This is a genomic window from Microvirga arvi, from assembly GCF_016892765.1.
GTDB lineage: Bacteria > Pseudomonadota > Alphaproteobacteria > Rhizobiales > Beijerinckiaceae > Microvirga > Microvirga arvi.
The window spans coordinates 14537-34630 of sequence record NZ_JAFEMD010000054.1; the positions used below are offsets into that span (position 1 = coordinate 14537).

Below are 20094 nucleotides of genomic sequence, written 5' to 3' on the forward strand. Positions count from 1 at the left end.
ATCAGAAGGCTTCCGCCGGAGTAAGACTGTCGGCGCGGCCCTCGCGGCTGGCCTGGATGCGCTCCAATGGCTTGCGGCCGAAGGTCAGGAACAGGACCGGGGTGAGGAAGGTGTCGATCAGCGTCGCCGAGATCAGCCCGCCGAAGATCGTCACCGCCACCGGGTGCAGGATCTCGCGCCCGGGCTCGTCCGCCCCAATCAGCAGCGGGATGAGGGCGAGACCGGCTGAGAGCGCCGTCATCAGCACCGGGGTCAGCCGCTCTAGGCTGCCGCGGATCACGAGGTCCTTGCCGAACTGCTCGCCCTCGTAGAGCGCGAGGTTGATGTAGTGCGAGACTTTCAGGATGCCGTTGCGGGCCGAGATGCCGGCGAGCGTGATGAAGCCGATCATCGACGCGACGGAGAGCGGCTGCCCGGCGATGTTGATCGCGATCACGCTGCCGATGAGCGCCAGCGGGATGTTGCCCATGATGATCAGCGCCAGGGCCGGCGACTGGTAGCGGCTGTAGAGCACGACGAACACCATCGCGAGCGACAGGAGCGAGAGCGCCCCGATCCGGAGCGTCGCCTCCTCCTGCGCCTGGAAGGTGCCCTCCAGGCGGGTGACGTAGCCCTGAGGCCACTGCGTCTCCGCGGTGATGCGGCGGATGTCGGCGATGATCGCCGCCATGTCGCGCCGGCCGTCGGTGTTGCCGAGGACCGCGATGCGGCGCTGGCCGTTCTCGCGCAGCACCTGGTTCGGCCCGTCCGTCTCCTCGACATCCGCGATCATGCGCAGCGGCACGTGGCCCGTCGGCGTGGCAATGAGCAGGTCGCCCAAGCCGGTGGAGCGGTCCTGGTCGGACAGGCGCATCACCACGTCGAAGCGGCGGTTGCCCTCGACAATCTGCGAGACCGTGCGCCCGTTCGACATCGTCTCCAGGCCCTGCGTCACCGTCGCCGGGGTGAGGCCGTAGAGCGCGGCCTTCTCGTAGTCGACGTCGATCCGCAGCTGCGGGATGCGCACCTGCTTCTCGACCTGCAGATCGACAAGCCCTTCGACGCCCGACAGCCGCTCGCGCAGGCCCTCCGCCAGGGTGCGCAGCGTGTCGATGTCCTCGCCGTAGATCTTGAGCGCGATCTCGGCGCGCACGCCCGAGAGCATGTGGTCGAGACGGTGCGAGATCGGCTGGCCCACGTTGAGCGTCGCCGGCAGGACGGCCAGGCGGGCGCGGATGTCGCCCATGACCTCTTCCTTCGAGCGCTCCGACCGCTTCAGATCGACATCGATCTCGGACGAGTGCACGCCCTCGGCGTGCTCGTCGAGCTCGGCGCGACCGGTGCGGCGTCCGACCGAGATCACCTCCGGCACGTCCTTGATCAGGTTCTCGGCGACCAGCCCGAGCCGGTGGCTCTCGGCCAGAGCGATGCCTGGATTGTAGGCGAGGCTGATCGTGAGCGTGCCTTCGTTGAACGGCGGCAGGAAGGCCCGCGGCAGCAGCGTCGCCCCATAGGCCGCCAGGCCAACGCCCAGCAGGATGGTGGTGAACAGGACCCCGCGGTGCGCGAAGGCCCAGCGCAGCAGGGCCGCGTTGCCGCGCTTGAGGTGGCGCACCACAAAGCTGTCGTGCTCGTGGCCCTTCACCCGCCCCGAAAGCAGGTAGTAGGCGAGCATGGGCGTCACGGTGATCGAGGTGACGAGCGAGGCGAGGATCGAGACGATGTAGGCCACGCCGAGCGGCGCGAAGAGGCGCCCCTCGATGCCTGAGAGGGCGAAGAGCGGGATGAACACCAGGATGATGATCATCGTGGCGTAGACGATGCCGGAGCGGACCTCCTGCGAGGCCGCAGAGATCACCTCCAGCACAGGCCGCGGTTCGGTAAGCTCCCGGTTCTCCTTGAGGCGGCGCAGGATGTTCTCGACGTCGACCACAGCGTCGTCGACGAGCTCGCCGATGGCGATGGCCAGGCCGCCGAGGGTCATCGTGTTGATGGTGAGCCCGAAGGCGTTGAAGACGAGCACGGTCACCAGGATCGAGATCGGGATCGCCGTGAGCGAGATCACGGTCGCCCGGACGTTCATCAGGAACAGGACTAGGATCACGGCAACCACGGCCGCGGCCTCAAGCAGCACCCGCTTCACGTTGTCGACCGAGGTCTCGATGAAGGTTGCCTGCCGGAACTGCAGGTTCGTTGCCGACACGCCCTGCGGCAGCGTCTTCTGGATCTCGGCCAGCGCGGCTTCGATCTTGCCGGTGAGGTCGACCGTGTCGGCGCCGGGCTGCTTCTGGATCGACACGATCACGGCGGGCTTGCCCTGGAAGCCGGCGTCGCCGCGCTTCACGCGCGGGGCGAAGTCGACCTGCGCTACCTGGTGCAGGAAGACCGGCTGGCCCTGCTTGTGGACCACGACCGTTTTGCGCAGGTCCTCAAGGCGCCGGGTCATGCCGACGTTGCGAATGAGGTACTCGCGCCCGTGCTGGTCGACGAACCCGCCGCCGGTGTTGGTGCCGAAGCGGGTGACCGCGGCCTCGATCTGCTCGTGCGTGACGTCGAGCGCCTGCAGGGCCGCGATGTTGGGCACGATGCGGTATTGCCGGACCTCGCCACCGATAGGGATCACCTGGGCGACGCCTGCGATGGTGAGGAGCTGCGGCCGGATGATGAAGTCGGCGATCTCGCGCACCTCCATCGGCGCGACGGTGTCGCTGGTCACGGCGACCAGCATGATCTCGCCCATGATCGAGGTCACGGGTCCCATCTGCGGGGTGACGCCGGTCGGGAGCTGCTCGCCCACGAGGGCAAGGCGTTCGGCCACGAGCTGACGCGAGCGGTAGATGTCCGTGCTCCAGTTGAACTCGACGTACACGATGGACAGGCCGACGCCCGAGACGGAACGCACCCGCGTCACGCCAGGCATGCCGTTCATCGCGGTCTCTAGCGGGTAGGTGACGAGCTGCTCCACCTCCTGCGGCGCGAGGCCCTCCGCCTCGGTCATCAGGGTGACGGTGGGACGGTTGAGATCGGGGAACACGTCCACGGGCACCCGCGGCAGGATCCACGAGCCGTAGGCGACGAGGACGAGCGCGGCCGCGATGACGAAGAGCCGGCTCTTGAGGCTGTTTCTGACGAGGAAGTTGAACATCGCCGCCTCACCGGATCTGGTTGATGAGCTCGGAGCCGCGGATCACGATCCGCTCGCCCTCGGCGACGCCGGCCCGGATCACGAGCCGGGTGGCGTCGAAGGGCTCGGTCCGGACGGGACGTGCCTCGAAGTGCTCCGGATCCGTGTGGCGCCACACCACCGCCTCGCCGTTGGCGCCGCGCACGACCGCATCCCGGGGCATGATGATGTCCCTGACGGAGGCCCCGTTCAGCGCGAACACCGTGACCGGCGAGCCGACCGACAGGTTGCCCGGCGGGTTCTCGACGGCGAACTGCACCACGGTCGCCTGCTGCTGGAGCGCCTTGCTGAAGCCCTGGAAGGCGAGCTTCAGGGGCGTGCCGTCGACGGCCGTGGCGCTGGCGCCGGTGACCTTGGCGGGATCGATCTCCCCGTAGACGAGCGCCTCCACCCAGAGGCCCTTCGGGTCGACGATCTGGAAGATCACGTCCTGGGAGGCGACGACCTGGCCGGCGACGACCCGCGCCGCGGCGATGGTGCCGTCGATGGGGACCAGCAGGACCTCGGGCTCGATGCGGGTCTGGCGCACGATCTCGCGGCGGCGGCGTAGGCCTTCCAGCTCGGTCTCGGCGTCGGTGACCTGGCTCGGCGGGGCGACGCCGCGATCCGATAGCTGGCGCACACGCTTGAGCTTGGTCTCGGCGAGGGCGATCTCCTGCTCGATCTCGCCAACGCGCTCGGACAGCGTGGTGCGGTCGGCCTGGGGCACAGCTTGCTCGACCAGGGCGAGCACGTCGCCCTTCCGGACCGCCTGACCGAGGCGGGGAAGTCCCTTCTCGGGAGAGATGATGCGCCCGCCGTTGATGCTCTGCACCAGGCCCGAGCGGTTCGGATCGGCGATGACGCGTCCGATCAGGTTCACGGCCTTTTGCGCCTCCTCGGGCTTCGAGACGGTCGTCCGCACGTTGAGCAGGCGCTGGCTCGGCTTGGGCACGAACACCGTGCCATCCGGCAGCCGGCGCGGGGTGTCGCCGGCGGGAAGGGCGGCCTTGGCGGCCTCCGCCCCATGGTCGTGTCCTTCGTGGGCGAAGGCATAGGCCGTCGAGACGACGAGCACCACGAGGGCCAGGCCCGCGACCGGGACAAGCTTCCTCCGGCTCCGGGCCGCCAAGCCGAGCAGGAAGCCGAGTGTGAGCGCGACGCCGGCGATCATGTAGGGCGTGGCGACCTCGATGCTGCCGATGCGCACGGTTGGCGTGTTCTGCAAGACCTGGAGCGGCGAGGAGCGTGCCGATGCCGGAGCCGCGGCAACGGCCTTGGCGGGCAGCTGCAGCGTGCCGATCAGCAGGTCGTCGCTGCTTGGCGCGGTGACGGCGAAGATGAGCTCCAGCGGGCCTTCGCCCGCGAACTTGGGCGAGGTCACCGTGTAGGTGCCATCGGTTGCGGCCTCGGCTTGGGCTTCCTCGTCGCCGCCGACGGTCACCGCGATCTTGGCATCGGTCGCGGGCTCGTTCGAAGCGAAGCGGTCGAGATAGATCCCTAGGCAGTCGCCGCGGAGGACGCCGACGAGCTCGTAGGCATCCGACTGGGCGCTGACCCGCGGATTGTTGGTGGTGACCGCGGCGGGCGGCGGAGCGCCGTGGTCATGCCCCTCGTGGGCGACCGCCGCAGCGGCGATGGTGGTCAGAAGGCCCAGGCCGATCAGCATGGCCTGGAGGCGGCGCAGGGCGCCGTTGGAACGGATAAACATTGGGAGAACCCCGGGTCACAAGCACGTCGTCGGGAGCGACGCGGCTTCGGCCGGTCGCTCGGTTACGCGATGCTGGGGGGGCGTGGTGGGCGCTTGAGGCCGTCGAGGCTCATGCCCGAGCCGTTCTGGGACATGGGCAGGAGCGCGACCGCGATGCCCATCGGCGCGGAGATCGGATCCAGGCCCAACGGGGCCATGGCGACCGGGCAGGCGCTGGAGCAGCAAGGGCCTTCGAGGCTGGCTTTGGCCGGCTGGTTGTCGGAAGCGCTCTCGTCAGCCGCCTCGACCTGGGCATGGTGGTGGCCCACCCCATCGCCGTGAGCGTGCGCGGCCTGGTGAACGTGCGCCTCGGCCCCATGCTGGTGCCCGTGGGCGGTGGAGGCCATCGGCTGGCAGTCGGATGCGCCCAGCCCATGCCGGTGCATGCCTGCCAGCGCGCCGCTGTGGAGCACGAACGACGTCATCGCCACGAGCATCACGCTCGTGACCAGGCGCCGGAAGTGGGTCGACAGGGTGTTCAACGATTCGCTCCTGCGATCAGGCAATGATCTGACGGGCGGCCGGTTTCGAAACCGTTACCTCTAGGGTCTTTGTGGCCTTTGTGGGATCGGCCAGGGACCTGTTATGGCGGATTCGCTGGGCCATGCAAACGGGACCTCACTTCACCACCACGGTCCCGACCATGCCCGCCTCGCGGTGGCCCGGGATAAGGCAGGCGTACTCGAACGTGCCGGCCTGGGTGAACTGCCAGCGCAGCACGCCGGAGGTCTTTGGCCCCAGGCGCTTGGCGTTCGGATCCTCATGGGCCATGTCCGGACGGCTCGCCATCTCCTCGGCGTGCCGGCGGTTCGCCTCGACGTTGCCGATGACAAGCTCGTGGTCGAGCTCGCCGCCGTTGCGCAGGACGAACTGGACCTGCTCGCCCTGGCGTATCTCGATGCGCGCCGGCGTGAAGGCCATGCCGCTGTCAGTCTCCGTCATGACGACCTGGACGACGCGGCCACCCTTGGCGGGATCGCCGGGCCGTCCGTAGGCTGCCTCCACGGTGTTGTCATGGCCGGCATGGCCCGGATCGGCCCAGGCCACCGAAGTCGGCGCGAGGGCCAATGCCGTGGCCGCCAGGATCCTTGGAAGAGCCTGCATAGCGATCTCCTTATCCGAGGGGTTGCAGGACGGGCTCGGCGTGAAAGCCAGCCTCGCGCAGGGTTCGCAGGAGTGCGGACTCGTAGTGTCGCGAGACGACCCGAACCGTGCGCGCCACCAGGTCGGCCTCAACGCGGGCGACCCCGTCGAAGGCATGCAGGGCGCTGGTCAGGGCGGCGACACAGCGGTCACACATCATCTTGGGGATGTGGAAGAGGTTGTGAGCCTGGAGGCGGTGCATGGTCCGAGTCCTTGGTTTACAAAGCGGGATCGAAGGAGGCCTGGGTCCCGCCCGGGCCTATCCGAGTGCCGGAACGGTCGGGGTGTAGCCGGCGTCGGCGATCAGGGCCTCGACCTTGGCAAGGTCACGGGTGCCCCGGATCAAGACAAGCTTGGTGGCCGGATCCGCCTGCACCTGGGCGCCGGGCAAACCAGCCTCGACGGCCTTGGTGATCGTGCTGACGCAGTGCCCGCAGGTCATGTCCTCGACCTTGAGGGTCACTCCAGTGGGATCGCGCTCAGCGGTGGTGCCCGAGGGAGCCTGATGGGTGTTGCATCCGCACATGGGAAAACTCCGGTTGGCGTTGACGATGAGCAGACCGTTGCACCTTCCCATCATGGGAAGGTCAAGCGCGTTTTTAAAAGCGTGTGTTGTCGGCATGATCGGTGACCGCCGGGCCCGACGGGCAATGCCCACGAAGAGCGATGGGCGGACATGGCACAGTTGTTGACAGGCCGCGCGGACAGGCGTGGAATTCTGGTTGCTGGGGTGGCCTCTTGCATGGGAGGAAACCATGGAACAGCTGAACCGTCGCCACGCGTTGCTCGGTCTTGCGGTTGCGTCCACACTGGTCCCAGCAGGGCGGGCGGCCGCCCAAAGTTCCGGCTCGCCTGAAGGTCGGGAAATCGCCCCCGGCGTCCGCCGCGTCGACTACACGAAGCGCGAGACGATGATCCCGAACTACAAGACCGTCTCGATGCGGGACAACATCTACCAGCCGGGTGCAAGCACCAGCGGTTCGAGCATGTCCAACGACATGGTCTGCCACATGCTGGAAGGCGAGCTCACCGTCAACACGGGCGCGGGTGACACCGTCTACAAGAAGGGCGATGTGTGGTCGTGCTCCAAGGGCATGCCGGAGTACAGCAAGAACACCGGCACCACGGTCGCGATCATGCGCGTGATCGACCTGCTTCCTGCGTAGCGAAAAGCCCCACTACGGCGGGGCAGTCTGTTTTCAAGCCGATGCCCTGACTGGTGTTCAGATCGCATCCGGCAATGGCAAGGAGGAACCGATGACCTTGACTACACTCTCCCGCGCAGCCGCCTTGGCCGCCATGTTCGCAATCGGCATGACGGCAACGGCTTCCGCGCAAACCGTCCCAGCCGATCCGCACCATCCCGAAACGATGCTCACACAGGCGATGCCGCCGTCCGGAATGATGGGCCAAGGCATGGGAGCCCAGCCGGCCCAGTCCAGCATGCCATCTGGTCAGCCCGCCATGATGTGCGGGATGATGCAACCTGGGATGATGGGACGCGGCATGACGGGCATGCCGGGCCCCGCGCCAATGAAGATCTTCTTTGCCATCGCCGACGCGAACGGCGACGGCGGGCTCTCCTTCGACGAGGTCACCGCCATCCACAAGCGGATCTTTGACAGGGTCGACGCCAACAAGGACGGCAAGGCCACGCCCGAGGAAATCCAGGCCTTCATGCGGGAGTAGTCCACGTCAGCGCCTGGCCGCTTGGGTGGTGGGGTCGGTCTTCGTGCCCTGCCGCAGATCAGGCGTTCCTTGTCCATGCGGGCCAACGCCTCACGGATGATCAACGTCTGCATCCTCGCCAACCGTACCGGGAGGTCACGATGCCGGTCACGCGGCAGGAGCACTGGAACACCATCTTCACGACCAAGGCCGAGGAGGCGGTGAGCTGGTTCCAGGCAACGCCGGAAACCTCCCTGCGCCTGATCCGTGCCTGCAACCTCCCGAAGGACGCAAGCATCCTCGACGTCGGGGCAGGCGCCTCGCACCTGCCGGACGGCCTTCTTGAGGGGGGATTTACCAACATTGCCGTCCTCGATGTTTCTGCTGCTGCGCTGGCGAAGACGAAGGCCCGCCTCGGCAATACGGGATCAACTGTCCGAATCATCGTGGCCGATCTTGCCGCTTGGCAGCCCGACCTCACCGTCGATCTGTGGCACGACCGGGCGGTCCTGCACTTCCTGACGGAGGAGCGGGACCGGGCCGCCTATGCGGTTGCGCTCAGGCATGCGGTCAGACCGGGCGGCTTCGTGCTGATCGCCGGCTTTGCCCCGAGCGGGCCCGAGCGGTGCAGCGGCCTGCCCGTCCTGAGGGCTGATCAGGGCATGATCGCGAGCCTTCTCGGTCCCGACTTCGACCTCCTGGATGCATTTGAGGAGGATCATCAGACGCCATCTGGTGGCCGACAGCGGTTCGTCTTCACCAGGTTTCGGCGGCGTGCGGGCTAGAGGCGCGAACCCCCTGTGCACCGATGCAAGGGCGGTCAGTGGTGACCCCTTAGGGCGGTGCCCATGACCGCCTGCTGCCTGATAGCCGCGCAGCTCGCTCTCCCGGCGGAACTGCTCCGCACGGGCATCGGCAAGTCAGACCTGGTAATTGGCGTCTCGTTTGGCGCCCTCCGATGTGCCTGAAGGCCGCAGTCCAAATGCAATTTAGGCCAAATCTTCATTCCGATGCGGCCGATGGAGGATTATGATTTGTCGGCGGATCGAGCGCTTTCGCTCAGGCTACGCCCATGGCGGAATACCCCGATCCGACAACATCAAGTCCGAGTTGTGTTGGCCTTCCGGCGCGGGACACCACCCGCCCATGTTCTCAGGTTGATGAGGAGGAACGCACAATGGCCCGCAATACCATGACCCCCTTCCGCTCCGGTGGCGGGACGTTTCCCGGTGATCCCTTCCTGTCGCTTCACCGCGAGATGAACCGCCTGTTCGACGATGTCTTCCGCGGCGCCAGCCTGCCCGCCGCCTCCGGCAGCCAGAGCCAAGGCGATGTCGGCACCTTCGTCAACGCCAGCATGAACGTGTCGGAAACGGACAAGGAAATCCGCATCACGGCGGAGTTGCCCGGCGTGACCGAGCAGGACATCGACGTCAGCCTCGATGACGACGTGCTCACCATCCGGGGCGAGAAGAGGTTCGAGCGCAAGGACGACAAGGAGAACTTCCACTTCGTCGAGCGCTCCTACGGCACCTTCCAGCGCTCGCTGCGGTTGCCCTATGCTGTCGACTCCGAGCAGGTCCAGGCCAGCTTTGAGAACGGTGTCCTGACCGTGACCGTGCCGAAGACCGGGCGGCAGGAGCGCTCCCGGCGCATCCAGGTTCAAGGACGGGGTGCAACCGGCCAAGGCTCAGTCGGCGAAAGGGGAGCCGGGTCGATCAGCCCATCGGACCAATCCGAAGACACGAAGTCCGGCTGAAGGTCGGCCCGTGTGATGGTGGGCGGGCGCCTATGACCACATCGGGGACCACCCTGCGCCCCGGAGAGGTGAGGCTCCTCGAATAGTTTTGATCCGCGTCAATGTCGGTTTCCGGCAACTGTGCCACGATCCATATCGCGCACCCCAGAGGCCGACACGCCCCCACCTGAACCAAACGGGGAGGACTACCATGCCCAGGATGAAAGCCGCCATCTTCGTCGAGCCCGGCCGCATCGTTCTGGATGAGAAGCCGATCCCGGATGTCGGCCCCCTCGATGCGCTCGTGCGCATCACCACCACGACGATCTGCGGCACCGACATCCACATCCTCAAGGGCGAGTACCCGGTCGCCCGTGGGCTGACCATCGGCCATGAGCCGGTCGGCGTGATCGAGAAGCTCGGCGCGGCCGTGCACGGCTACCGGGAGGGCCAGCGGGTCATCGCCGGTGCGATCACGCCGAGCGGGCACAGCGCCGCCTGCCTGTGCGGCTGCCATTCCCAGGACGGCGCCGGCACGAAGCATGGCTGGAAGCCGCTCGGCGGCTGGCGCTTCGGCAACACCATCGATGGCTGCCAGGCCGAATACGTGCTCGTGCCTGACGCCATGGCGAACCTTGCCCCGGTACCGGACGGGCTGACCGACGAGCAGGTGCTGATGTGCCCGGACATCATGTCGACAGGCTTTTCCGGCGCGGAGAGCGGACGCATCCGCATCGGCGATATGGTGGCCGTGTTCGCACAAGGTCCCATCGGCCTGTGCGCCACGGCCGGCGCCCGCCTGATGGGCGCCACCACGATCATCGCGGTGGAGAGCGTGCCCGAGCGGATGGAGATGGCGCGCCGCATGGGCGCAGACCACGTGGTCGACTTCACCAAGGCGGATCCGGTGGAGGAGATCAGGCGCCTCACCGACGGACGCGGCGTCGACGTTTCCATCGAGGCGCTTGGACGCCAGCAAACCTTCGAGGCGTCGCTGCGCGTGCTCCGACCCGGCGGCACGCTGTCGTCCCTTGGGGTCTATTCGGGCGATCTCAAGATCCCGCTCGACGGTTTTCTGGCGGGGCTCGGCGATCACACCATCCGGACAACGCTCTGCCCGGGCGGGAAGGAGCGCATGCGGCGCCTGATGGAGGTGATCGCTTCGGGACGCGTCGACACGCGCCCACTGGTGACGCACCGCTTCAAGCTCGATCAGATCGAGGAGGCGTACGACCTGTTCGGCCACCAGCGCGACGGCGTGCTCAAGATCGCCATCACGCCGTGACCGCACCGGCAGGCTCATCAGGGATCAGGTCTGCAGGACATAGGTGCCTGGGGCGTCGCACAGCACGGGGTAGCCGCGGGTTGGCGCCCCCCAACGCGGGAGGCCGCGTCGGGTTGCCCGAATGCGCGGCGAGCCACCGCGTCCATTCCGGCCACCAAGAGCCCTGATGCCAGGGCGCGATCCTGGTCCAGTTGTCCGGATCCAGGTAATGGTCGGTGGCGGACTTCGTGAGAACCTGAAAGCGCCCTCCTGGCCGGTCCGGGTCCGCCACGATACCGGCGTTGTGACCTCCGGTCGTGAGGAGGAAGGTGACATCGGTGTCGGCTAGGAGATGGATCTTGAACGCCGAGCGCCACGGTGCCACGTGGTCGCGCTCCGTGCCGACCGCAAAGATCGGTGTCCGGATGTCACTGACGGCAACAGGGCGGCCGTCGACCCGGAAGCGGCCCTCGGCGAGGTCGTTGTCGAGAAAGAGTTGTTCCAGGTAGTCAGCGTGCATGCGGTACGGCATGCGGGTGGCGTCGGCGTTCCAGGCCATGAGATCGTTCAGCGGCGTGCGCTCCCCCATCAGGTAGTGCCGGACAAGCCGCGACCAGATCAGATCGTTCGAGCGCAGGAGCTGGAAGGCGCCGGCCATCTGTCTGGTGTCCAAATAGCCCTGGCTGCGCATCAGGTCTTCCAGGAAGTGGACTTGGCCCTCGTTGATGAACAGAGTGAGCTCGCCGGCCTCCCGGAAGTCGACCTGCGCCGCCAGCAGCGAAACAGTCTGCAGACGTTCGTCCCTGTCACGCGCCATGGCGGCCGCGGCAATCGACAGGAGCGTGCCGCCGAGGCAGTAGCCGACGGCGTGAACTTTCACCAGTCCTGCACCGCCCGGCCCCGATGGACCGGCAGGTTGTCCCAGATCAGGAACACCTTGCCGTGTGCATCCCGGATGAGCCGGCCGAGAAAGCGGATCAGGCTCGGTGCTTTGACGGCGCCATCGAGCACCATCCAGCGCAGCTCGCCCTTGTTGGTCACAGCCGAGATCAGGCCCAGCCCCGCGCGCTTGTGACAGGGGCGCACCACAGGGGTGCGGCCCCTGGGGGCGAAGCTGCGGCCGCGCACATCGTCGGAGCGCAAGCCGGTCTCATCCCCCCAGAAGATCGTGCCCTTCTGCCCTCTGGCTTGCGCCACGATGACCGGGTAGTCCTGCCGCAGCCAGCGCCGCACCGCCTTCGGTGACTGCTCATAGGCCCGTCGGAGCGGCTTCTGAGCCGTGAAGCCCCAACGCGCCAGATAGGTGCCGATGGTGCGCACCGCCAGCCGGATCCCACACTGCCGTTCGATCATCATCCGCACCGCCGCCCGGCTCCACAGGGCGAAGGGCAGGCCAAGTTCGTCGGGCATGTGCCGGCTGATCAGAGCGCGGACATGCGCTTCCTGCTCGGCCGCCCGACAGCGGTACCCGGAGGAGTGGCTGGCACCGTTCAAGGAGGAGGGAGGCCTGGCAGTTACCGTTGAGGTTGGCGACCTCGAGCTAGCGGCGCGGGCAACATGGCGTCCTGTCGGACACGGGAGCTTACCTGACCGTGCCGCCCGACCGTGCCAGCGGCGTCGTCGTGACATTCGCGGCCTGATGCCTAGTGATCCGGACCATAAACGATCCTCTTCGAATTCACACGTATGAACCGTGAATGTCTCCAAATGGCGCGGGACTGACCTTATCTGGATTTCTGCTTTCGTGGCGCGAGAGGACCTTCGCACAATCGCCAGCGAACCTCCTTGCACAAGTGCTCTGGCGATAGCCATCCCCCTTGGAAAGGAGCAGTATCACCGCGGGATTGAAGCTAGGCGCTGCGCATCCGGGAGGTGTCGAGGCTTCCCTGTCCCCGCAAATCAGCAGGAGATCCTCATGCGAACGATCATGGCAGCCGCGTTCTGCGCCTTGGTGATGACCACAAGCGCGCACGCGACAATCAAGGAGGAGCCGGTCACCTACCAGGACGGCACGACTACGATGAAGGGCTTCATCGTCTACGATGACGCGAGCCAGGGCAAGCTCCCCGGCATCGTTCTGGTTCACGAGTGGTGGGGCATTACCAAGCACATGCACGATGAGGCCCAGAAGTTCGCGCAGCAGGGCTACACCGCCTTCATTGCAGACATGTATGGCGACGGCAAAGTCGCCGACAATCCGAATGACGCCGGCGCGCTCGCGACTCTCGTGATGAAGGACCCGAAGGTGATGGAGGGCCGCTTCAATGCCGCGCAGGCCCAACTCTCCAAGCATTCTTCGGTTGACCCAGCCCGCATCGGCGCGGTCGGCTACTGCTTTGGCGGAGCTGTGGTGCTGAACATGGCCCGCGCCGGCGCCGACCTCGATGCGGTGGCCGGTTTCCACGCTACGCTTGGCCTCAATACCCCCGCGCCGGCGCTCGGCACCGTCAAGGCGAAGATCTTGGTCCTGAATGGCGCAGACGATCCTTTCGTGAAACGCGAAGAGTACGAGGCGCTCAAGAGGGACTTTGATGCAGCAAAAGCAGAGTACCGGGTCATTGAGTACCCAGGTGCGGTGCACGCTTTCACCAACCCCGAGGCCACGGAGTTGGGCCAGAAGTTTAACTTGCCGCTCCGCTATGATGCGCAGGCGGATCGCGAGGCGAAGGCTGAGGCACTGAAGTTCTTCAACGGCAGCCTCCAGAAGTAGCGAGCTTCTCCGAGCGCCGTGGCGTCAGCCGCCGCTACGGTGCAAGGGCTCAGGTGATCCAAACTTACACATTTGAGCAGGGAGCGGACGTTTAGACGAATACCCTCACGGACCGCGTTTGGCACTCCTGAGACGTAAGCGCTTGGTCGGCTTCGGCAATGTAGAGCGGACTTTCGTTAATATGCCGCGGATCTCGGTATTGCACGCACATCCGTGCCCTGGTCCGTCCGGGCAAGCGTCATAGGCCGAAGCGGGGATGGTGTCCTCGTGGTTCTGGATGCACAATGGGTGTGCTCATGGGGCTGGCCATAGGCGGTGGGAAGGGAACCCGACCTGCCTTGTGGGCCAATAGCCGCAAAGTGACCCATCGGCTCGGAGGTCTCGGTGATGGAGCGTCGGCTGGCCGCCATCTTCGCGGCAGACGTGGAGGCCTACTCCCGCCATATGGGCGAGGACGAGGCTGCGACCTTCGAGACGCTGACAGCTCATCGCGCTATCCTGGCCGGCTTCATTGCCAAACACCGGGGGCGGATTGCCAACACGGCGGGAGACAGCGTGCTGGCCGAGTTTCCCAGTGCCGTCGACGCGGTGACCTGCGCGCTTAGAGCCCAGGAGGCGCTGTCGTCCGCCAATGACAAGCTGCCAGAGACCCAGCGCCTGGAGTTCCGGATTGGGGTGCATGTGGGAGATATCATGGTCAAAGGCGGTGATCTCTTCGGGGACGGGGTCAACATCGCTGCCCGCGTGCAGGCGCTGGCCCAGCCGGGCGGCGTCTGCCTGTCCGGCGCTGCGCAGGAATATGTCCGCAAGACCGTCCCGCTGAGCTTCCAGGATCTCGGTCCCCAGATCGTGAAAAACATCGAGGAGCCGATCAGGGTCTTCGCGGTGACTTCCACGACCGGTGCGCTCGCCAGACCGTCACTCGCGCGGGCGCGGGAACCCCTCCGTGCTGACCGTCCCTCTGTTGCCATCCTGCCCTTCACGAACATGGGCGGCGACCCCGAGCAACTCTATTTCAGCGACGGGATCACCGAAGATATCATCACAGAGCTTGCCCGGTTCCGGGAACTCCTCGTGATCGCCCGCAACTCCACGTTCACCTTCCGAGACAAATCGGTCGATGTGCGAGAGGTTGGGAAGGTCCTGAACGCGGATTACGTCGTGGAAGGCAGCGTCCGCCGCGCCGGTGACCGGGTCCGGATCACCGCGCAGTTGATCAACGCCGCCACGGGAGCCCACCTGTGGGCGGAGCGCTTCGACCGTCCGTTCGAGGATGTGTTCGTGGTCCAGGACGAAATTGCACGGGGCGTGGTCGCCACCATCGCTCAGCGCATCAAGGAAGAGGCCGAGGTGGTGGCGCGCCGCCGGCCGCCTCAGGACATGCGAGCCTATGACCTCTTCCTGCAAGGGCATCGCATTTCGGAGGTGTTCACGGAGGATGCTCAAGAGCAGGCACGAGCCTTGTTCGAGCAGGCGCGTGCCCTCGACCCGACCTTCGTCCGGGCCTACACTGCACTGGCATACAACCATCTTGGCCGCGCAATCGACCGCGGCTACGGCGTCGGGTTGCCTCGCGAGAAGGACCCCGACAGGATAGAACCACGCCGGCTCGCCGAGCAGGCCCTTGTGATCGATCCCGCGGAGCCGCGGGTGCACATGACGGCAGGCTATGTTTTCTTGGTGTGGCGCGAGTTCGAGCACGCTGAGCATCATTTTGATCTGGCTCGCTCCATGAACCCGAACGATGCCACGATCCAGATCTTCTGGGCCTGGGCGCAGGCCTGCTTCGGGCGCCCCGAGCGGGGTCTCTCCGCGGCGGAACTGGCGTTCAGGCTCAACCCACGGCACCCGCACTGGTACGGCGGATTTCTGTCCCGGATCCTATTTCTTCTTGGGCGCTACGAGGAGACCGTCAACAGGCTCGAATTCAGGATGCGTGACGCCCCCACCCGGCATCGGCGGGACATGGCCTGGTTGGCGGCAGCGTATGGGTTGATTGGGCGCAGTGACCTTGCGCAGCAATGTGCGGCCTGGCTCGTCGAGGGCCTCGGCCAGGCGTGGCGCGGCGATCCAAATGCAGGCCCTCGCGAGTACATCGACTGGTTGGTGGACAACTTCTATCTGCGGCGCCCGGAGGACGAGGAACTTGTGCGCGAAGGGCTGCGACGGGCTGGGCTACCAGCATAAGAGGGGCGTCAGGACCGTGCCAGGTGACCCTTCGACGTCGGAGAGTAATGGACCAGGGATCTACGATTTCCGGGTGGGTACGCTCAGCCAGCGTTGGAACTGGTGCCACGGAGGCGGATCTGATGCCGTTCAGCCCTACCACCGTTCCTAAGGCGTGTGCCGTGAACGGTCTTCCGTGAAATTGAACCATAACTAGGAAGGTCCGTTTGTGGCACGAGGCAGACGTTAGTCCGAGGGCAGCAATCCTCACCTAAGCCGACGTTCCGCAGGAGCCAAGGAATTTCAGTGCGTGACCCGCACGCGATGTTCAAATCGTGCTTTCAATTTATTCAGGGCATGGTCGCTTAGCTCCGATGCGACAGCTATGAAGCGGCCGACACGACAGACGCTTTGGCAAGGATCCCGTTCACAGCATCGCTAAAAGCATCGTGTGAAAACGGCTTTGTGAGCACGCAGTTTTGCTGATAGCCCGTGGGAACGACGCTGGAGTCGTAGCCTGTCAGGAAGATAAACGGGATGCCGCGATCACGCAGGACGTCCGCAACAGGATAGACCACCAAGCCATCCAGATTGACGTCGAGAACGGCGAGGTCGAAGTCGGCCTTGAGCGCCAATGCCATGGCCTGTTCAAATTTCGCAGCCGGTCCCACGACCTCTGCTCCGAGATCGCTCGTCATGTCTTCGACCAGCATTGATACCATGGTTTCATCTTCGACGATGAGCACGCGAGGCTTGCGTTGGTCATGCATGGGCATTCTCCCAATGGTTCCGCCGTGCTCAACGGAGCCCTGCATATGAGGCCGTTTGTCCTGAATGGACGACGCTTCTCTTGCTATGCTCAAGGAATCCTCCATACGAACCGCGTTGCCGGTTAGTGAGAAGCGTCCTGCCGCCGACGGGCGGCAGGACGTCGTGCGTGTTACGGCTGTGCGGCCTGGATCTCGCGGGCCTCATTGACAATCTGATCGAACACCGCGGATTCAGGATCGATCTCGAGCCCGAGCTTTTCGTTGAGCACCTTGACGGGATCCTCCGGAACGCCCGGCTTCGACAGCCGAGCCAAGGCCGTAGCGGCCGCGGTGATCTCCGCGTCGGTGATCTGGTCCTCGGTATCTTCGCGGATGGTCAGCGCCTTCTCATAGGCGGCGATCAGCCCGACCGTCGAGTTCGGCGCGGCATGCAGCCGGGCCGTCGCCGAGGCATTCACCGCGTTCATGCGGCCGAGCTTGGCGGTGTCGAGGCCGATGGTCTTGGCGCTGGCGGCTGCCTTCTTCGCGTCGGACGAGAGCTTCGTCTCGGCCTCCCTGGCCTCGCGCTTCGCATCGCGGGTGCTGTGCGCCTGCTCGGCCCTGGTCTGACCCTTGGCCGCGGCGTCATTGGGGCCGGAGTTGCGGCCGCTGCGCTCGCTGCTGCCGCCACGGGAGTTCTCGGCTCCCCCGCCGTGCGGCTCACTGCCGGACTTCCCGCCGGAGCCGCCGCCATGGCCGCCACCACCGGAGTTGCCTCCGTTGCCGCCACCGCCATGGCCACCACCGTTTCCTCCGCCGGCGTTGCTACCGCCGTTGCCGCCCCCATTGCCTCCGCCGTTTCCGCCTCCGTTACCACCGCCTTCGCCGCCTTTGGCCTGGGCTTGGGACTTTTCGAGTTTGAGCGAGGTCAGGTCGAGCGACAGCGGTTGCAGGCTGACGGCGAATCCTAAGGCGAGTGCCGAAACAGTCAGAGCAAGACGTCGTGTCATGAGGTTCCCTTCCAAAACGTGTGAGCCTAGTGAGCCCCTTAGACCAAGAGTTATGTGAGAAATTTTCCCACGTCAATCTTGATGTGGGATTGCTTCCCACGTCTGATCGACCTATTTAGACCCTATGTCCGGCGATGCCCCCCGCTCCCTCGCCCCAGCCAAGCTGCACGCGCCCCTCGCGCGCCTGCTGCGCCCCCTCGTGCGGCTCCTGATCCGCAGCGGGATCACATTTCCCATGCTGGCGGAGCTGCTGCGCGAGCTTTACGTGAACGTCGCCGAGTACGACTTCGCCCTTCAGGGCAAGGAGCAGACGGACAGCCGCGTCAGCCTGCTCACGGGCATCCACCGCAAGGAAGTCCGCCGGCTGCGGGGCGCGGGCGCCCCGGTCAACACGGTCCCGGCGACGGTCTCGCAGACGAGCCGCATCCTGGCCCGCTGGCTCGCGGACCCGGACTTCGCCGGCCCTGACGGGCGGCCCCTGCCCCTCCCCCGCACGGCCGAGATGCCGCAACCGTCCTTCGAGCGCCTCGTCGCCTCGGTCACGCGCGACGTGCGGCCCCGCGCCGTGCTGGACGAGTGGCTCGACCGCAAGCTGGTCGTGCTGGACGACGAGGATCGCGCCGCTCTAGCCGAGGCGGCCTATGTGCCGCGTGGCGGAGACGACCAGCAGCTCTACTACCTGGGACGCAACCTGCACGACCACATCGCCGCCGCGGTGGCGAATGTGGAAGCCGGGTCACCGCCCTTCCTGGAACGGGCCGTCCACTACGATGGGCTCACCAAGGAGCTGGCCGAGCAGCTGCAGCAGCGCTCCCGCGACGTGGCCATGGAGGCTCTCCACACGCTCAACCGTGAGGCCCACGCCGCCAGCGACAAGGCTCCCGCAGGCCAGTGGCGCTGGAATTTCGGCGTTTATGTCTATTCCGAAGAGGTCGTGCCGCCATCCGCCGCAGCAACACCCACCGACAAGGGAGCCAAGCCGTGAGGAACCACGCCGCTTCGCTCGCACGAACCCATGCCCTCTGGCTCGTGGCGCTGGCCCTGCTGGTCGCCTCGCTCACCCTGGCATGGGGCCAGCAAGGGCAGGATCGCGGCATCGGCGGCACCGGAGTTGTGGCCGACGATCAGGATGGCGACCGGGGCATCGGCGGCACCGGCATGATGGGCCGCATCCGCGGCTTCGGGAGTATCATCGTCAACGGCGTGCATGTGAACTATGCACCCGACGTGCCGGTGCGGATCGACGGACAGGCTCGTGCGGTGTCCGACCTGAAGATCGGCCAGGTGGTGCGGGTGGTTGCCGAGAACCGCAACGGCGTGCTGGCCACACGGCAGATCGATGTGACCAGCGAGGTTGTCGGCCCGATCGAGACCACGGGCCGGACGACCCTGACGGTGCTCGGCCAGACCGTCTCCACGCAGGCGCTGGGCGCCGCAAGTCCGTGGCAGCGCGGCGACCGCGTGGCGGTGTTCGGCCTCAGGCGGCCGGATGGCACGATCGTCGCAAGCCTGATCGAGCGGCGGGACAGCGGACCTGACAGAGTCGCCGGCCAGGTGATCCGTTCGCGCAACGGCAGCCTCGGGATCGGGACGTTGAAGCTCGCCGGAGTGAATCCCCGCCTCGCCGGCACCCGGGCCGTGCTCGAAGGCTCCTATGCCAATGGCACGCTCCAGGTCACAGGAACGGCCCGGGAGCGGGATCTCCTGGGGACGAATGTCCGGCGGTTCTCCATCGAGGCCTATGTGGAGCGGACGCGAAACGGGTTGCGGCTCGGTTCGGGGCTCGAGGTGGCAGGCAGCCCTTCAGCGACCCTGCCGGTCGGGTCCTATGCCCCGGCGGTGGTGACTGCCGTGACCGATCAGAGAGGACGTCTCGGCATCGAGGATGTGTCTCTCGAAGGAAAACCAACGTCATCGCGCGGATCATCCCAAGGGGTGGATAGCGAAAACCCACGCAACACACCGGCGGATGCACGGGGACGCGAGCCCGCGTCGCGCGATACGCATCCAGGATCCGGCCCATCCCGCTGGGATTCTTCGCGGGGCGACGCGCGCGGGCGGGACGGCCACGGCGGACCGTCCGGCAATCGTTCAGGCGACGGCGGCAACAACGGCAAGGGCAACGGCGGTGGCAACCAGGGCGGCCGTGGCGGCGATCACGGTGGCGGCGGCAACAATGGCAACGGCGGCGGGAATAGTGGGGGCAACGGAGGCGGTGGCAATGGCGGAGGGAATGGCGGTGGCGGAAAACGCTGACATCATTGGTATGGTCTCCATCCCTCCCATGTGCTGCACGATGCAGCTCGTATCATGAGGATGGGCAACAAGACCCAAAGGGACGAATAGCTGAGCATCCCATGGGCTCCACACCCTCGGGGCCAGATCGATCCGGACAGGAGACCTCCCCCGAACCGCAGCCGCATTCTCACAAGCGTGAGCGATCATCAACGAGCCGCGTGACGAACTCATGGCTCACGTCAAACACATGAGGAAGGTCCAGCAGGACAGCATGAGAGGACCTCTACAGACCGCCATTCAACTTCAGCTTTTGACCCAGCCTGTTCTCTAATTCCGGGTTTGGGGTCAAGCTCTCTGTGAGCATCCTTGCCGGGTCCATGGTTCTCTCCGCGGTAAGGACAGGCCTTCCGCATGATGGCGTCAGATGACGCTGGCGGATCAATGTGTGAAGCGCGCTTGGCCCAAGAGGGCCTCGCAAAGCCTGGGGCGATCTCACCAACGCCAACGTCCCGGCAG

Annotated in this window: 17 protein-coding genes and 2 pseudogenes; 9 read left to right on the forward strand and 10 right to left on the reverse strand. The window is 66.0% G+C overall.

Annotated features, from left to right (window positions below; all coding sequences use genetic code 11):
- Position 1 precedes the first annotated feature (1 nt).
- From ILT44_RS23730 to ILT44_RS23755, 6 genes are all read right to left on the reverse strand, one after another.
- Positions 2 to 3124, reverse strand: coding sequence for an efflux RND transporter permease subunit (locus ILT44_RS23730; protein ID WP_204242085.1), 3123 nt, complete (start codon positions 3122 to 3124; stop codon positions 2 to 4).
- A 7-nt stretch (positions 3125 to 3131) separates the two neighbouring features.
- Positions 3132 to 4853: an efflux RND transporter periplasmic adaptor subunit gene (locus tag ILT44_RS23735; protein ID WP_204242086.1), complete on the reverse strand. Its 1722-nt coding sequence runs from the start codon at positions 4851 to 4853 to the stop codon at positions 3132 to 3134.
- 62 nt (positions 4854 to 4915) lie between these two features.
- The gene (locus ILT44_RS23740) at positions 4916 to 5374 is read right to left on the reverse strand and encodes a hypothetical protein (protein ID WP_204242087.1); all 459 of its coding nucleotides are present in this window, start codon (positions 5372 to 5374) and stop codon (positions 4916 to 4918) included.
- Between the two features lie 136 nt (positions 5375 to 5510).
- The gene (locus tag ILT44_RS23745; RefSeq protein ID WP_204242088.1) at positions 5511 to 5996 is read right to left on the reverse strand and encodes a cupredoxin domain-containing protein; all 486 of its coding nucleotides are present in this window, start codon (positions 5994 to 5996) and stop codon (positions 5511 to 5513) included.
- Between the two features lie 10 nt (positions 5997 to 6006).
- A complete protein-coding gene (locus ILT44_RS23750) occupies positions 6007 to 6237 on the reverse strand; it encodes a heavy-metal-associated domain-containing protein (protein WP_204242089.1) in 231 nt (76 codons plus the stop codon).
- 57 nt (positions 6238 to 6294) lie between these two features.
- Positions 6295 to 6561: a heavy-metal-associated domain-containing protein gene (locus tag ILT44_RS23755; RefSeq protein WP_204242090.1), complete on the reverse strand. Its 267-nt coding sequence runs from the start codon at positions 6559 to 6561 to the stop codon at positions 6295 to 6297.
- A 229-nt stretch (positions 6562 to 6790) separates the two neighbouring features.
- Between ILT44_RS23755 and ILT44_RS23760 the strand changes: the two genes are divergently transcribed.
- The 5 genes from ILT44_RS23760 to ILT44_RS23780 all read left to right on the forward strand — a co-directional run bounded on the left by ILT44_RS23760 (position 6791) and on the right by ILT44_RS23780 (position 10726).
- Positions 6791 to 7201, forward strand: a complete 411-nt coding sequence (locus ILT44_RS23760; RefSeq protein ID WP_204242091.1) for a cupin domain-containing protein — start codon at positions 6791 to 6793, stop codon at positions 7199 to 7201.
- A gap of 91 nt (positions 7202 to 7292) precedes the next feature.
- Complete coding sequence (locus ILT44_RS23765; RefSeq protein ID WP_204242103.1) at positions 7293 to 7724, forward strand: EF-hand domain-containing protein; 432 nt, start codon at positions 7293 to 7295, stop codon at positions 7722 to 7724.
- A gap of 140 nt (positions 7725 to 7864) precedes the next feature.
- Entirely contained in the window at positions 7865 to 8488 is a 624-nt protein-coding gene (locus ILT44_RS23770; RefSeq protein WP_204242092.1) for a class I SAM-dependent methyltransferase, read from the forward strand.
- Between the two features lie 392 nt (positions 8489 to 8880).
- Positions 8881 to 9462, forward strand: a complete 582-nt coding sequence (locus tag ILT44_RS23775) for an Hsp20/alpha crystallin family protein (protein WP_204242093.1) — start codon at positions 8881 to 8883, stop codon at positions 9460 to 9462.
- A gap of 190 nt (positions 9463 to 9652) precedes the next feature.
- Entirely contained in the window at positions 9653 to 10726 is a 1074-nt protein-coding gene (locus ILT44_RS23780) for an NAD(P)-dependent alcohol dehydrogenase (protein ID WP_204242094.1), read from the forward strand.
- A 24-nt stretch (positions 10727 to 10750) separates the two neighbouring features.
- Here the strand turns inward: ILT44_RS23780 and ILT44_RS23785 are convergent.
- Both ILT44_RS23785 and ILT44_RS23790 read right to left on the reverse strand, forming a co-directional pair.
- Positions 10751 to 11579 (reverse strand): annotated as a pseudogene (locus ILT44_RS23785) (PHA/PHB synthase family protein); the annotation flags it as partial.
- A gap of 5 nt (positions 11580 to 11584) precedes the next feature.
- Positions 11585 to 12157, reverse strand: a pseudogene (locus ILT44_RS23790) (IS630 family transposase); the annotation flags it as partial.
- Between the two features lie 463 nt (positions 12158 to 12620).
- On the opposite strand from ILT44_RS23790, the gene ILT44_RS23795 reads away from it, so the two are divergent.
- The gene (locus ILT44_RS23795; protein WP_204242097.1) at positions 12621 to 13415 is read left to right on the forward strand and encodes a dienelactone hydrolase family protein; all 795 of its coding nucleotides are present in this window, start codon (positions 12621 to 12623) and stop codon (positions 13413 to 13415) included.
- 387 nt (positions 13416 to 13802) lie between these two features.
- A complete protein-coding gene (locus ILT44_RS23800; RefSeq protein WP_239468490.1) occupies positions 13803 to 15602 on the forward strand; it encodes an adenylate/guanylate cyclase domain-containing protein in 1800 nt (599 codons plus the stop codon).
- A gap of 362 nt (positions 15603 to 15964) precedes the next feature.
- Here the strand turns inward: ILT44_RS23800 and ILT44_RS23805 are convergent, their stop codons facing one another.
- Positions 15965 to 16351 (reverse strand): response regulator, encoded by a 387-nt coding sequence (locus ILT44_RS23805; protein WP_239468485.1) that lies wholly within the window; start codon positions 16349 to 16351, stop codon positions 15965 to 15967.
- A 170-nt stretch (positions 16352 to 16521) separates the two neighbouring features.
- On the reverse strand, positions 16522 to 17340 hold the full coding sequence (locus ILT44_RS23810) for a hypothetical protein (RefSeq protein ID WP_204242100.1): 819 nt from the start codon (positions 17338 to 17340) through the stop codon (positions 16522 to 16524).
- Between the two features lie 124 nt (positions 17341 to 17464).
- On the opposite strand from ILT44_RS23810, the gene ILT44_RS23815 reads away from it, so the two are divergent.
- Positions 17465 to 18325, forward strand: a complete 861-nt coding sequence (locus ILT44_RS23815; protein WP_204242101.1) for a DUF6502 family protein — start codon at positions 17465 to 17467, stop codon at positions 18323 to 18325.
- Positions 18322 to 19596 (forward strand): DUF5666 domain-containing protein, encoded by a 1275-nt coding sequence (locus ILT44_RS23820; protein ID WP_204242102.1) that lies wholly within the window; start codon positions 18322 to 18324, stop codon positions 19594 to 19596. Before ILT44_RS23815 ends, ILT44_RS23820 begins: the two co-directional genes overlap by 4 nt.
- Positions 19597 to 20094: the final 498 nt, after the last annotated feature.

Excerpts from the sequence above, each read along its gene's own strand:
- ILT44_RS23770 (WP_204242092.1), top strand. The coding sequence starts at position 7,865 with ATGCCGGTCACGCGGCAGGAGCACTGGAACACCATCTTCACGACCAAG.
- ILT44_RS23730 (WP_204242085.1), bottom strand. The coding sequence starts at position 3,124 with ATGTTCAACTTCCTCGTCAGAAACAGCCTCAAGAGCCGGCTCTTCGTC.
- ILT44_RS23745 (WP_204242088.1), bottom strand. The coding sequence starts at position 5,996 with ATGCAGGCTCTTCCAAGGATCCTGGCGGCCACGGCATTGGCCCTCGCG.
- ILT44_RS23795 (WP_204242097.1), top strand. The coding sequence starts at position 12,621 with ATGCGAACGATCATGGCAGCCGCGTTCTGCGCCTTGGTGATGACCACA.
- ILT44_RS23800 (WP_239468490.1), top strand. The coding sequence starts at position 13,803 with ATGGAGCGTCGGCTGGCCGCCATCTTCGCGGCAGACGTGGAGGCCTAC.
- ILT44_RS23765 (WP_204242103.1), top strand. The coding sequence starts at position 7,293 with ATGACCTTGACTACACTCTCCCGCGCAGCCGCCTTGGCCGCCATGTTC.
- ILT44_RS23810 (WP_204242100.1), bottom strand. The coding sequence starts at position 17,340 with ATGACACGACGTCTTGCTCTGACTGTTTCGGCACTCGCCTTAGGATTC.
- ILT44_RS23750 (WP_204242089.1), bottom strand. The coding sequence starts at position 6,237 with ATGCACCGCCTCCAGGCTCACAACCTCTTCCACATCCCCAAGATGATG.
- ILT44_RS23755 (WP_204242090.1), bottom strand. The coding sequence starts at position 6,561 with ATGTGCGGATGCAACACCCATCAGGCTCCCTCGGGCACCACCGCTGAG.
- ILT44_RS23775 (WP_204242093.1), top strand. The coding sequence starts at position 8,881 with ATGGCCCGCAATACCATGACCCCCTTCCGCTCCGGTGGCGGGACGTTT.
- ILT44_RS23760 (WP_204242091.1), top strand. The coding sequence starts at position 6,791 with ATGGAACAGCTGAACCGTCGCCACGCGTTGCTCGGTCTTGCGGTTGCG.
- ILT44_RS23815 (WP_204242101.1), top strand. The coding sequence starts at position 17,465 with ATGTCCGGCGATGCCCCCCGCTCCCTCGCCCCAGCCAAGCTGCACGCG.
- ILT44_RS23805 (WP_239468485.1), bottom strand. The coding sequence starts at position 16,351 with ATGCATGACCAACGCAAGCCTCGCGTGCTCATCGTCGAAGATGAAACC.
- ILT44_RS23735 (WP_204242086.1), bottom strand. The coding sequence starts at position 4,853 with ATGTTTATCCGTTCCAACGGCGCCCTGCGCCGCCTCCAGGCCATGCTG.
- ILT44_RS23780 (WP_204242094.1), top strand. The coding sequence starts at position 9,653 with ATGCCCAGGATGAAAGCCGCCATCTTCGTCGAGCCCGGCCGCATCGTT.